General features: G+C 50.5%; 7 protein-coding genes. All 7 read right to left on the bottom strand.

Annotated features, from left to right (window positions below; all coding sequences use genetic code 11):
* On the bottom strand, nucleotides 1-2,317 hold a 2,317-nt coding region (locus FP815_15855; protein ID MBA3016404.1), incomplete at its 3' end, for a PAS domain S-box protein.
* Nucleotides 2,314-3,330, bottom strand: coding sequence for a hypothetical protein (locus FP815_15850; GenBank protein ID MBA3016403.1), 1,017 nt, complete (start codon nucleotides 3,328-3,330; stop codon nucleotides 2,314-2,316). The genes FP815_15855 and FP815_15850, both read right to left, overlap by 4 nt.
* Before the next feature lie 104 nt (nucleotides 3,331-3,434).
* A complete protein-coding gene (locus FP815_15845; GenBank protein ID MBA3016402.1) occupies nucleotides 3,435-5,741 on the bottom strand; it encodes a GAF domain-containing protein in 2,307 nt (768 codons plus the stop codon).
* A 187-nt stretch (nucleotides 5,742-5,928) separates the two neighbouring features.
* Nucleotides 5,929-6,318 carry a response regulator gene (locus FP815_15840; protein MBA3016401.1) on the bottom strand — a complete coding sequence of 130 codons (390 nt, stop codon included), beginning with the start codon at nucleotides 6,316-6,318 and terminating at the stop codon, nucleotides 5,929-5,931.
* Nucleotides 6,319-6,453: 135 nt separating this feature from the next.
* Entirely contained in the window at nucleotides 6,454-9,441 is a 2,988-nt protein-coding gene (locus FP815_15835; GenBank protein ID MBA3016400.1) for a PAS domain S-box protein, read from the bottom strand.
* Between the two features lie 182 nt (nucleotides 9,442-9,623).
* Nucleotides 9,624-10,259, bottom strand: coding sequence for a response regulator (locus FP815_15830; protein MBA3016399.1), 636 nt, complete (start codon nucleotides 10,257-10,259; stop codon nucleotides 9,624-9,626).
* A gap of 2 nt (nucleotides 10,260-10,261) precedes the next feature.
* The gene (locus FP815_15825) at nucleotides 10,262-13,921 is read right to left on the bottom strand and encodes a PAS domain S-box protein (GenBank protein ID MBA3016398.1); all 3,660 of its coding nucleotides are present in this window, start codon (nucleotides 13,919-13,921) and stop codon (nucleotides 10,262-10,264) included.
* Nucleotides 13,922-14,201: the final 280 nt, after the last annotated feature.

Here is a 14,201-nt window from a genome sequence, read left to right as displayed (position 1 = left end):
TGGTCTGTAGATCTTTGTCGCGATACTTCTCCCGGATATCGACGAGCATCGACTGCAGCAGCCCCGAAAGATCAAGAGGCACAAGAGTGAGCGGCTTCCGCTCAGTATCGATAGCGGCCACGTCCAACATATCTTCCACCAGCTCGGCCAGACGACCGCCACTGTTGCGGATATCGGCAAGAAAGTCTCGCTGTTGCTCGGCAAGCTCGCCAACCACCCCTTTGAGCAAAAGGTCTGAAAAACCGATGATTGCATTGAGCGGCGTTTTCAACTCATGGCTCATATTGGCCAAAAACTGGCTCTTGGCCCGGTTGGCCAACTCGGCCTCCACCTTTTTCTGCTCCAACTCCTCGGTGCGGGTCAATACCATCTCCTCAAGAGACTTGGAATAGTGCTGCAACTGTTCCTCCGCCTCCCGACGACCGGTGATATTCAAATGGGAGACGATGAGTCCGCCGCGACGGGAGGAGAAAGCCACGGCATGAAGCAGGAACCAGCGCTTCTCCGTTGGTGAGTCGCAGGGATACTCGATCTGAAAATGTGACTCCTTACCGTCAAGCACCGACTGGAGGCCGACGGCAACCTGCCGCGCGATTTCATCCTCGCTTGAACGCAGACAGGCCGCAAGATAGCTGCTCCCAACCCCCAACCCTTCGGCACCACCGTTTTGTCGAGCAAAAAAGCGCCAAGGCTCATTCACCGCAATAATCACTCCAGTCCTGTCGAGCACCGCGACACTGAAATCAAGGGTATCGAGAATCTCCCGAATGAATTCTTCGCTAGCCCGCAGTTGTTTCTCTGCCTCCTTGCGCACACTGATGTCATGGACTGTACCAATCATCCGTAGCAGGTTTCCTGCCTCATCAAGGACGGTTTCGGCCAGTTCGTGGACCACCCGAACGCTGCCGTCCGAACGTAGAATCCTGTGCTCGATGGAATACGGTCGACCATCAAGCAGAGCCTTTGTCACCGCCGCCTTGACCTCCTCCCGGTCATCGGGGTGAACCCGGGCAATAAAGGCCTCGTAAGTTGCCTCAAAATCATGGGGAGCAAGACCGAAAATGCGGTACACCTCATCAGACCAATGGAGAAGGTTCGTGGCAACATCCCACTCCCAGTTGCCAATATGGGCGATACGTTGGGCTTCAGCCATCTGCTCTCGGATTTTTTCCACATAATCCCGGGAGACTGTGATCTTCTCAAGATCGTCCAGCATCGAATTGAAGGCCGTGCTCAACAGTCCAATCTCATCATACCTCCTGGAAATCGGCGTCCGCAGATCCAAGTTACCAGCAGCGACCTGCTGCGCCATTTTAGTCAAGCTGACTATGGGCCGGGTCAGTTGCTTGCTGATGGCAACAATGGCAAACATCACCAGCAGTAGCAGAACGGTTACCAGAGTGACAATACCCCAGGCCAACTGCCGGACCGGAGTAAGCACCTTGGCCTGGGGTACTTCACAGAGCAGTCCCCAGCCCTTCCCTTCGTATGCCAGATACCCCTGCTGGGCGGAGAAGGAGGCGAGCACAGCCTCATTCTGCTGATGGGAATCGATGTAAAAGGCGCTGCCCGAACGTTCACCCCCTTGAAGCCGCTTGACCGGCTCGAGATGGGAGAGATCTTCATGGAGTACGGCCTGGCGTTCTGCTGTCCGAGTGGCGATCACAGTGCCATCACGGTTGAAGAGATGGATCTGATGATCCGAATCTTCCCGATCGAAAAGCTGCAGGATGGAATACCAAGCGAAGTGGCCGATCACCACCCCGACCACTGGCTGACCAACCTCCTCCTGACGAATCAGAGGAGCGGCGAAGAGCACCGTCGGCAAACCGGTATCCTCAGAGATGACAACATCGGAGTAGTATGTTTTACCGGAGAGCGCCACCTCGTAGGCCACCGCCCCGAGAGGTTCCAGGTCGATGCTTTTACCATGTTCTCGAGGATCGGTGGCAATGACGATGCGTCGCTGAAGATCTACCAGAAAGAGGGAGTCCCAGGGTCCGGTAAGTTGCAGTTTTTCCTCAAGCACCGCGGCAACCCGATGGGCTTCACCAAGCCGCTGTTCCCTTTCAGCGACCGATAGAGTCAACCATTGGCCGAAAAGGTCCTCTGCAGCCACTATCTCAATATCTTCATAAACCTGAAAGAGGGCCTGATCTACATTCGCCATGAGCTGCTGAGTCGCTCGCTCCTGACGGCTGATAATCTCTTTCTGGAGAAGGGTCCGCACCGGGTAATAAACCGCAAGCCCCAGGATCGGCGCAAACAGAGACGCGGCCAGGATAAAAAAGAGACTGAGTCTGGTTGAAAATTTCACCGTGTCACCTCCTGAAAGAACCGGGGTTCAATCAAGGAAAAAACATCCACCGGCACTTCAATCAGCTTGTGCTGCAGTTGATAGGAAGCAAGCCGCAGAACAAGGCCATGCAGCGAACTCCGGCCAGAGGCATAGGTAAAGGCAATTCTATTCTCCTTGACCCCGGCTATTCGGTTGGCCTTCACCAGGGCCAAAACCTCGGAGAGGGGAACCCCGTAGCGCTGGGCAATAATTCCAAAGGCCTCATCCGGGTTCTCTTCCATGTAGGATACTGTCCGTTTCCAGACCGTCACAAAACGCTGGATATCGGCTGGCCGCTCCTCAACGAATTGCCGTCGTACCACGGAAACGCCGGGCAACGAGTTAACCATTTTCGAGGTGTTGAAAAGCAGATGACCGTTGCCCTGAGCTGCGGCCTTGCCAAGCAAGGGTTCCCACGCGACAACGGCATCCAGCGAGCCTTCGGCAAAAGCGACCACCGCCTTTTCCGTCGGCATGTCCTGGAGTCGGACGTCCTCCAGAGAGAGCCGGTGGCGAAGCAACACCTCCTGCAGCAGGTATTGCAGATAGGTGTTGCGGCTAACGCCGATGGTCCTGCCGCGCAAGTCATCGATCCCCTTAAGCTCGCGCCGACCAACAATACCGTCGACACCTGTGGAATTGGCAGTGTTGAGGATGATTACCAGGTCCGCACCTTTGGCCTGGTAGTGAACGGCATCAAACAGAGTAAAATCGTTTTCATCCAAGGCCCCAGCCACCATGGCATCAAGGGAGGCGTAATAATCAGGGTTAGTGTCGACCAATTCCACCGCGAGCCCCGCCTCGGCGAACCAGCCGCGATCCTGGGCGATCTCCTTCCAAAACTGGCCCGGCCAGTAATAACGGGCTAATCGCATTGGTGGAGACGACGGCGCTAATGGCTCCGGAGAGAATTCCTCCCTAAGCCTGGGCATCAGGAACACGGCAACAGCCGCGAACACAATCGTTACCAGCAACGCAGCAATTTTTTTCATAGTTTTCCGCCCACCAGTGTTTCTGAAGAGGAAAGTGGAATCTCCAAAACAAAGATGCCCCCCTTTTCCAAGTCTGTAAAATTTAGCGTGCCGCCATGCACTGTCTAGATTCTAGCATCCGCATTAACCTTCATTAACAGCTCTTCCAGGCTATCACCATCCGCCAGGCTGCTGGCGCACCAAATATCGAATCTGCAGGGATTTAATTGAAGTATCTTCCTAAACCTCTCTTCCGCACCATGAATTTTTTCAGTATTAACGCCGAGCAAGAGGATATAGATATTCCCAGGTCTATTGCCCCGCGCCAAGATCTCATTGCTCCTGACCCCATCGATAAGTCGCTCCACAAGAGATGCCAGCGCCTCATTATCATTCCCCCTCACATCAAGCCGAAGAAGGCCGAAATTCAACCCTATTCTTTGCTGAAGCCCTTCAACCCGTTCAGCATGTTCGGTGATAACCGACATTGGTGGCAGCCCGGACAGGGGATCACCACTCTTTTCTGCTGGCGGATGATGAGAGGGGTGCGGGGGTAGGACATCTTCGGCAGGCGGTTTCCGCGCCAACAGGAAGGTGAAGACGCTACCCTTGCCCACCGTGCTTTCCACCCAGATGCTACCGCCATGCAGTTCAATGAATCTCTTACAAAGAACAAGGCCGAGTCCGGTCCCTTGATGCTTTTTCTCTAAGTGAAATTCAAGCTGCTGAAACGGCTGAAAAAGTTTGTCCATGTCTTTGTCCGCGATTCCCGGCCCGCTATCATGGACACTGAACTCGACCCATTCAGGGTCAGACAGGCGCTTTTTAACTATAACCTCCACCGTGCCGCCATCAGGGGTAAATTTCATGGCATTACTGATAATATTTACCAGGACCTGCCGTACCCGACGCTCATCAACCACGATTTCGCCAAGCCCCTCTTCCACCGTTGAGGTCAAGCGAATGGCATGGGTCATGGCCTTCTCCTTGAACATCACCATGCTTCTTGACACCAGATCATTGACATCGGTTTCCTGCAGATCAAGCTCCATCCTGTCAGCCTCGACCTTGCTGAGGTCAAGGATATCATTGATCAAGGACAACAGATGATCACCACTTTCCACCAGGTCGTTCAGATAGTCATGCTGCTCTTCATTCAGAGAGCCAACCATCTCTTTTCTGAGAACATCACCGAAACCAATAATTGAGTTGAGCGGAGTCCGCAGTTCATGGGACATATTGGCCAGAAAGGCGCTTTTTGCCCGGTCAGAAGACTCGGCCATGTTCTTGGCAATCTGAAGTTCTGTATTGATCGATTCCAGGGCGATCGTCCTCTGCTGGACCATTTTTGCTAACTGCTGGTTGAATCGATCAAGATCAATGGCTCGTTGTTCTATTTCCACTGTTTTTTTGGCATTACTGATCCCTAAAGAGATGATGTCTGCCATGGCCTCAAACAGTTGATGCTCCTCCGTGCAGAGCTGATACCCTGCAGGAAGATAAAGACAGAGCACACCTTGGACCTCTCCTGCGCTTTTCAGGGGCACAATAACATGACCATGCTCTTCCATGTCCGCATAGCGAAGCACATGGTGCTCATCGCTCTGGCACCTACTGCAGGCAATAACCTCCATATGAGCCGCAGCAAGACCGCAGAGGCAGGTGCCGAAAGGCACCAGTTTGCATAATCTCAACTGCTCTTCTGAATAATTTCGTGCCACCTTGAGCATCAGGACTTTTGAGGTATTATTACTGAGAAAGATAGCGCCCTTCTGCAGATAGCACAGGGATTGAATCGCTAGAACCGCATCAAGCACAACTGGCAGAAAGTCATCAAGGGAATAGCCACAAGAAGTCAGGGCCGCCACTTGATGAAGCACCGCATGTTCATCCCTCTGATTTTCGATTTTCCTTATCATTCTGGCGTTACGGATGGCAACGGCTAGGGATGCTGCCAGTAAGGTAACCAGCTTCTCATCCTCCTCACTGAAGGCGCAACCCTCGGTCTGGTCGGTGAGATAGAGGGCGCCGATTGTCTCATCACCGAACACCAGGGGTACCCCAAGAAAACTGGTCATCTCCGGATGGCCTTGAGGAAAGCCGCATGAGGCAGGATGTTCCGCGATATCAGACACCCGGACAGCGCTCCTGCCTTTATACAGCAGCCCTAACAACCCTTTACCCAAGGGCAGGCTTTGTTGTTTCGTCATCCGGGAAAAGTGATCTACCGTAATCCCGTAGGGCTTATAATATTCAAAACCACCCTGCTGATCAAAGATCCCCAGGGCGCAGTAGCGCGCCTTGACCAAGGATGCCGCCTCCCCAGGTATCTCATCCAGCAGACGATCAAGGTTCAGGGTTGAAAGAATCCGATTGACGATATCTAGCAACAAGGTCTTGGCGCTATCGTTAACTAAATCACTCTGTTTCATGAGTTATCCTAAATTTATAAATTCACGTAACTACTAATTAGGTTAACAGTTAACAGTTATCACTTTACGATAAAAGAATCATGATTAGTCATAAATTTTCGAATGATGCTTGATGTCAGTGTATGCTGATCCATTAGCAAGATCCAATCACCGTCAACTGTCAACCGATAACCAATAACCTGAGCAGTTACTTTTTCACTCTGAAGATAACCCTATCAACCGCGCTTGAGCTCACCGGCTTCTCGATCCAGTCTACAATCCCTGCCTCACAGGCCTCACGTACTGTCGGCCTGTTCTGGTAATCGACAAACAGTATCTGTCTCTTTGCAGGATACAGGCGATGAATACGACGACACAGATCAAGCCCATTCATATCTGCCAAGGGGGTATCAATCAAAACTATGGTGAAGCGATTAATCTTAAGCAGTTGGAGTGCATCTTTAGCCATACTTACGGACTTACAGTCATACCCTTCTCGTTCAAACAGAGTAATAAAAGAATCCCTGACAAAGCTGTTGCCGCCAACGAAAAGAATATTTCCTTTCTCTTTCATTGAAGGTTGAGTTTTTTCAGCCATAGTTGATCCGCCTGAATAGAAGTATGCTAGATGCCTGATAGCGCCGCTGGTCCATCCATGTAAGTGATCATGGGGTAGCGACTAGAAACTGCGCTCTACCTCAGAACTGTAAGCGATTGCAGGGTACCCCTCCACCTATGACTTTTCCATCAAAGCCTTGGCGACTTGACTGAGCAGCTTATTCCTGGTAACCGGTTTTTCCAGAAAGGTGGTTAATTTAGTCTTTGGGATCTGAGTACTCCCTGTTATCGGACTGTAGCCGGAACAAAGAATAATGGGCAGATCAGGTCGGATCGCCTGCACTTTAGCTATAAGTTGCTCGCCGGTCATCTCGGGCATGGTCTGATCAGTAATCAGGAGATCCCATTCTCCAGGACTCAGAGCAAAAGCATTCCATGCCTCAAAGCCATTGGCAAAGGACTCGACCCGGTACCCGGCTTGATCCAAGAAATAGCTGTTCAGGTCGCGGATAGCGCTCTCGTCGTCCACCACCATGACCCGTTCATGCTTCCTTGAGCGAGGAGGGACTTCTTCAATAACTGTCAAAGTTTCGTCCTCTACTATCAAGGGAAGATACACCGTAAAGATGGCGCCGTGCCCTAGTTCACTGGAGACCGTGATCTTGCCATGATGGCCTTTAACAATCCCATGAACGACAGCTAAGCCCAATCCAGTGCCTCTCTCTGGAGTTTTAGTGGTGAAATAGGGATCAAAGATCTTGAGCATGGTATCCTTATCCATACCGCACCCGGTGTCGCGAACCGATAAGACTACATAGTTTCCTGGGGGCAACTCGGTGTCACTGTCAAATATTTGATGGGCAATAACCATTTCCTTCAGGGAAACATCGAGAACACCACCCCGATCCATCATGGCATGAAAGGCATTGGTGCAAAGGTTCATGATCAATTGATGCATCTCGGTGGAATCTGCCAATATCACTCCCTGGGAATTGATTTCTTGCCGAATCTCAATGGTGGAGGGAAGGGAAGCCCGTAACAGTTTTAAGGCCTCCTTGATAACCAAGGATATCTGAATTGGTGTTTTTTCCTTTTGCTTTTTACGACTGAAGGTCAGGATCTGACGGACCAGGTCCGTGGCCCGTTCCCCCGCCAGGCGAACCTGACGCAGATCATCATGTAATCCCACAGTTTGGTCTTTATCTCGCATCATGGCAAGATCAGTGTAGCCGATGATAGCATTGAGAATATTATTGAAATCATGAGCAATGCCACCAGCAAGAGTACCGATGGACTCCATTTTTTGCGATTGGCGGAATTTTTCCTCGACTTTCTTATTCTCGGTCAAATCCATCAGGCAATAAATTTTACCGCTCGTTTCACCTAAAACGCTTTGAAGTCTTGATGCAGAGATAAGAACAGGAATATCTACCCCTGAATTTGATTTCAGGAGCGATTCCATTTCCGGGGCAGAGGTATTCGCTACCGGCAACTCACCCTTTTCAAACAAGCGAGCAATTGGGCTGCCAAGCTGTTCGTCCGCCATAAAGCCTGTGAGTTTCTCAGCCCCCGCATTCCAGCTGGTAATCGTGCCGTGAGTATCCGTAGTAATGACCGCCTCATGAATTTGATTGAAAATTTGACCCTGTTTCTGAATCTCCGCCCAGGGTGACATGTCACGAATTCCCATTAAGACACTGTTTGGCGCCCCTTCTTGGTCCCGAATAATATTGACCATAACCTGAATAGGATGTCCGCTTGGATTGGATGGATTATCGGTATCCATAGCGATGACGGCATCCCGTCTTTCTTGTCGAGCCAAACACACCGAACAGGGGACGGCTTCTCCCTGAGGGTGAATGATTTGGGCTATATCATGACCAATAACCTGTTCAGGTGTTAAGCCAACAAGTCGACAAAAAGCCTTATTTGCCACTTTCACCTTGTCATCAAGATCAACCAGATAGATCGCATCATCAATGAAGTCCATAGCATTTGCCCACTGCATTTCCTTGGCCAGGAGTTCTGCAGCGACTCTTCTCTGCTCGGAAACATCATGAGCAATACCTTCCACTGAAACAACCTTCCCCTTGTTATCAAATACTGGTTCTTCGATCACTTCAAGGGTATGGACCGAACCGTTGCGGTGATATATTTCAACCTCATAGTGACGTTGTTTGATCTCTTTTATACTGCTAAGTTCTGTATGCCGAACGTCTGGCTTATTCTTTGGATTGTCAGTCATATACTGGTCAAAACTGGTTAGAAATTCCTGTTGGCTATAGCCGAGAATATCCGTAATTGACGGACTGACATAAGTGAGTACACCGCCGGTGTCATGGGAGTAGAGGAAATACTCACTGCCAATATTTTCAACCAGACGTCTATATTTCCCCTCTTCTGCCTGCCGAATTACTTCTGACCGTTTTCTTTCCGTAACCTCAATAAGGGTGAAGAGAAGTCCATCCACATCGCCGGACGCATCTTTTATCGGATAGAGGGACCAGTCCCAATAGGTAATGCCTCGTTCTGGTTGCTCTGGATACTCGAATGGTTTGGCAAAGACAGTAAAAGGCTCACCTGTGGCCACAACCTGACGAAAAATAGCCTCATTTTCTTGATGGGGATAGAGAGCAAAGTGATTCTTGCCGACAAAAAAATCCGGTGCATGGTTGGATGTCTCGGCATAGGCGCGGTTCACACGGATAAAATTAAAATTATTGTCCAGCAGGACGACCATGAAATGGGGAACTAAAAATATTTTATCAAGGATTTCACTGGATTCTTTATAATTTTTTTCTATTGTCTTACGTTCCGTAATGTCCTTGGCAATACACACTGTTCTGACAATGTGTCCTTGGTGATCAAATATCGGGGTCTCTGTGACTAAATACTGACCGTTCAAGGCCTCCATCACCATATCCTCGGTTTTAGGAGACATTGATTTGAGTATTTTTTGATGCGGGCAAACTGCGGGCGGGTAAGGAGAGCAATGAAACACTTCAAAACAATAATGACCGACAAGTTCTTTTTCAGTTTTTCCTGTAGCCTTTTCGGTAGCAGAGTTAACAGCAATAATCCGTTGATCCAAATCAAGGATCATCACCAAGTCACTGATCGACTGAATAACACGTTCCCAATCAACAAATTGTTCCATTTTCATTCCTGTATCAATCGAAAATTATTAATATACCGTTTATCAAGTTTCAAAACGTCCGTCATTCCGGTATGTTTTTAACCGGAATCCACGTTATCCGCTGGATACCAGCTAGGAACATGCTGGTATGACGACAAAGACAAGCACGCGGTTTGACTGCATCATATTTTCAGACCCCAAAATTACTGTCAGTCATCGTCCTTAGGAAAAATCTGTCTACATTCTTCTGGATAATTTATCTTGGCGCATTCTGGGCAGAAACTATGGCTAAAGGAAGCGGCGGAACGATGATGGATATAGGTCTCTATTTGCTCCCACTCATTGTTATCATTACGGATACGTTTGCAGAAGCAGCAGATCGGCAAGATACCATGCAAGGCATGGACTTCTTTCACCTTTCTCTCTAGCGCTTCGTTAGTGGCCCGAAGGGCAACCATATCCTGATGCCGAGCAATGGCAATGGCAATGGCCCGATCAATTTCGGAAAAGTTGGGCGGCTTGGTCAGATAAGCGCCAATGCCGGTCTGTAGACAGGCCTGATCGACAAACTGTTGTGATTCATGGGCGGTGAGAACCACAATCGGGGTCGGACGATGTTTCTGGATCTGGCGGGCGGACTCCAACCCATTCATCTCCGGCATCTCGATGTCCATGAGCACAACATCAGGATTCAAGGTCATGGTCATAGCCAGCGCCTCTTTGCCATCAAAGGCCTCGCCCACCACTGTATAGCGACTGGTTTTAGTCATCACCCGCTTGATCTCCTCACTGATGAGGTAGTCGTCTTCGGCAATCAACACGGTAATCGGTTCGTTCCATGGCATACTCACTCTCCGCCTGCTTGAATTGATGATTCAGTTTTTTCACCAAAGGTGATACGGACTACCCCGCCTGATTCGTTGCTGAATGTAAGCTCACCTCGTAAGCTCTTGTTAACGATGCCTGTTACCAGATCGAGACCGATGCCAATGGCGTGTAAATTTCCGGAGAGGACCACCTCTGGAAAGCCAGGGCCGTCGTCCTGGTATGTCAGCCCGATCCGGTCGCCATCCTGGGTGATCGTTATCCCAATCTGACAGCATGACTGGCCCTGGATCGCATATTTAATGGTGTTAGTCGTCAATTCGTTAATGACCAGGGCCAGATAATGGGCTTGATCACTGGTCACCCTGACGATCGAAGGAGAAATGAGGAGGGTGATCTGCTCGGCATTGCCGCTCACAACCTGAATTGTTCGCTGAGCCACTTCCCGACAGAGGGCATTCAAGAAAAGCGGCTGCCACATGGAAGCTGAAAGCATGCTATGCACGATTAGCAATCCTTCGATCCGACTCTCAATTTCGGAGAGACGGGAGATGTCGTAATCTCGATTTTCTGAAGTGGCTCGATCTTCTTCCTTATGGATGATGCTGAGAATCGCAGTCAAATTATTCTTGACCCGATGGTTAACCTCTCGCAGAAGTTCTGCCTGAGTATCGGCGTGTTGGCGTAGTTGTCGTTCGTGAGCGATCCGCTCCGAGATATCATTAAGCACATGGACTGTTCTGGTTACTCTGCCGTCTGATATCTCAATAGGGGCAACGCTGCAGCTGAAATCACAATCAAGCCACTCCTCACGAATCTCGCAGGTATGGGACTGGCCGTCGTTGAGGGTCTGGGCGTGGGGACAGCTCGCAAGCTCGCTTTCGGTATTGTGGAGCAGTCGATAACAGAACTCTCCTTGAAACGTGTCAGGCGCGCCGCCCAACCGGTCGGCCATGGCTCGATTGACCTTGATCACCCGATAATCGCTGTCGATGATCATAATCATATCGCTGACCGCGTCAAAGGTACTGGCCCACTCGTCCCTGGCTTTGACAATCTCCTCCTCAATCAGCTTGCGCTCGATGATCAGGGCCAGCACCTTGGCCAGCATGATCAAGGTGTCCTCTAAACTCTTGTCGCGATCAGCCTGCGGCTCGATATAGAGGGTAAAGACGCCAAGCAGTTTGTGCTGTGAGGAAAAAAATGGCACACAGAAGTGACCATGAGGCTTCATCCCGGCATACCGGATGGTGTGCCGACCATCAATTTCATTTACCCATATCACGGTCTCGGTTTGGGCTGCCTGACCACAAAGACATGCCGCGAATTCAACCCGGCCGCAGGCGCTTATGACATCATCTGGCAAGCCGACCTGCGCCTTCAGGACCAGAACGTCCTGTTTCGGATCTTTCAGAAAGATCACCCCTTTGGGTTGAACATGGAGCCAGGGAATGGTCGTGATCAACGCAAGGCATTGGCTCAAGGTCTCTGTCAGCGTCAGAGTGGAGAACGAAAGTTCTAGCAGGCGGTTATGCAACTCTTGGGTGTTGGCGTGGCGGCCTAAAGCAAGCTCGGCTTCTTTCAGGGGAGTGATGTCGAAAAAAAACCCGCGCAGCCAGCGAGGTCGTCCATCTTCCTTGATCACTGACACCATGTTGTGAATCCACACAACTCTGCCCTCGCGAGTCTGCATCCGGTAGTCAAGACGATGATCTTCCCCGCGGGTTGTGGCCTCAAGGCATAAGGCAACGGCTACCTCGCGGTCTTCGGGAACAACCAGGCTGGAGCAAAAGGTAAAATCGGTCCACTCCTCGGGTGGATACCCCAATATGTCAGTCGCCTGGGGACCGACATAGGTGAATCGACGAGTTTCAATGTCAAGTTCCCAGGGGATGGCGGATGTAGTTTCCACCAGTTCCCGGTAAAGTCGTTCGCTATCCCGCAGCGCCTGTTCCGCCCGCTTCAGTTGAGAAATATCCACCGTAACCTGGGCAAAAAGTTGTTCACCAGCTTCATCGATAAAGGGAATAGTCGATATCTGGACAGGACGATAATTTTCCTGGGGGATCACTGACTCCCTGACCATTGGAATTTTCGTTTTCAGGCAACAGGTCACACCGCCATCATCACAAGGAAAATCCTGACATTTAACGTAATCGAAACAGGGTCGTCCTTCATAGGGACCATGCTTTTGGACCGAAGCCGGATCAACATACCGAAGAACAAAGTTCTCATCGATAATAGTAAGACGGGTATTGGTGATGCCGAGGATAAATTCCAGTCGCTGCCGGAGTTTGGCATTATCCAACTCCATCAATCGCCATTTGGTGATGTCCTGGGCAACCCCTGCTGCTTGCACCGGTTCCATGTCAGTCCTGATGAGAACCGCATGTTCGCGAATCCAGCGAGTATCACCATCGGGCCGGAGTATCCGGTATTGCTCGTCAAAGATAAAACCATCCTCCATACGTGCCATGGCGGCCACAACCCGGAGCCGGTCATCGGGGTGAATGGCAGAGGCCCAGGTATTTGGCTGCTGATACAAGAGGGCCCGTGGCTGACCCCATATTGTTTCGAACGATTTACTGGCAAAACGGGTCTGTTTGGTCTGCCAGTCTATGACCCAGAAGACATCATCAATGGTGTCAGCCATAACGCTGATCAACTGATTCCGTTCGCGACGATCGCGTTCGGCGCAATAAGCCTTGGCCAGGTTAGCTGCTGCCCCGACCACCGGCTTGATCTCATCGACCAAGGTTTGGTCATACCCTTGAGGCCGGTTTGCCAGGCCGATCATGCCCACCAGATCCTTACCGGCATATAGGGGGAGGCCAAGAAAAGATGCCAGCGCCGGATGTCCTGGTGGTAGTTTTCCACCTCGAAGGTCGCGTTGCGGGTCATTGGCAATGACGATTTTCCCGGAACGAACCACGTCTCCCAATACATTGTCGAGCGAGGTCAACCGCAACCCTGAGCCCCCCCTCCTATGAGGAGAATCGCCGATATGAGTTTCACTGGGCAGACCGGTAAAGGCGAGGCATTCGAGGAAAAGATCCTCTTCCGGTGAATATCCGATTTCAGCGATGAAGCCATAACGACTGGCGGTCAAGTCGAGAAAGAAGTTGATCAGTTTGCCGAAAAAAGCGCTGGAATCTTCCTCCAGTAAAAACTCATTCTGCAGGGCGCTGATAGCTGAGAGGATGTCGTTGCGGCGGGACAAGGCATTTTCAATCTGTTTCCGCTCTGCAATCTCCTGTTGGTAGGCGGCAAGTGTTTTGGCGTTTTCCGAGACATCACGGATCAGGACAATCGCACCGACGGGTATGTTATTTTTCAGGTACGGAGAGATCATCACCTGGACATCCTTGAATCCACCATTAAGACACTGAATCCTCCGCATCACACTCACCACGGATTGGCCCGTGGCCAAGGCTCGCTGGAAAGGGCAAAGCGCTTGGCAGACGTTATCCTTATCCCCAAAGACCTGATAGCATTTTCTACCCAGAGCCTCCTCAATCTTCCAACCTGAGATATCTGCTGCCGCAGGATTGAGATAGGTGATGGTCATTTCCTGGTCATGAACATAGATACCCTCGGCCATGGAATTAAATATCACCGCGTGATCAAAATCGTATGGCTGGTTAGATGAGAAAGTCTTCATGAGTCTGGCCATGTTCTCCATTAAATCAAATTCAAAAAGAATTTCGTTAGTATTATCATATCAATAAAAACTATATAACTACCCAGGTTGACGGTGATCAGTTACCGGTTTACGGTTGATGGCGTCGCAAAAAAGTCCGATCTACTGCGTCCCCGTCCCACATCAGCGGGGATTGAACTGAATTGCGTGGCGGTTTTGCTCGTTCGGCATACCATATGTATGGCCTCACTCACAAAACACACCCCGCGCCTCGGAGTCTCTCTTCGATCGCTTACCTGTATATCGCACCTTTCGGAGTCTC

It is taken from the genome of Desulfobulbaceae bacterium, from assembly GCA_013792005.1.
Classification (GTDB): domain Bacteria; phylum Desulfobacterota; class Desulfobulbia; order Desulfobulbales; family VMSU01; genus VMSU01.
Note: the sequence above shows the minus strand (reverse complement) of the source record. Positions and strands in the feature narration are given on the sequence as shown.

What these genes read in the sequence shown, in the direction of transcription:
- FP815_15850 (MBA3016403.1), bottom strand. Translation starts at nt 3,330, where the DNA reads ATGAAAAAAATTGCTGCGTTGCTGGTAACGATTGTGTTCGCGGCTGTT.
- FP815_15845 (MBA3016402.1), bottom strand. Translation starts at nt 5,741, where the DNA reads ATGAAACAGAGTGATTTAGTTAACGATAGCGCCAAGACCTTGTTGCTA.
- FP815_15840 (MBA3016401.1), bottom strand. Translation starts at nt 6,318, where the DNA reads ATGGCTGAAAAAACTCAACCTTCAATGAAAGAGAAAGGAAATATTCTT.
- FP815_15835 (MBA3016400.1), bottom strand. Translation starts at nt 9,441, where the DNA reads ATGAAAATGGAACAATTTGTTGATTGGGAACGTGTTATTCAGTCGATC.
- FP815_15830 (MBA3016399.1), bottom strand. Translation starts at nt 10,259, where the DNA reads ATGCCATGGAACGAACCGATTACCGTGTTGATTGCCGAAGACGACTAC.
- FP815_15825 (MBA3016398.1), bottom strand. Translation starts at nt 13,921, where the DNA reads ATGGAGAACATGGCCAGACTCATGAAGACTTTCTCATCTAACCAGCCA.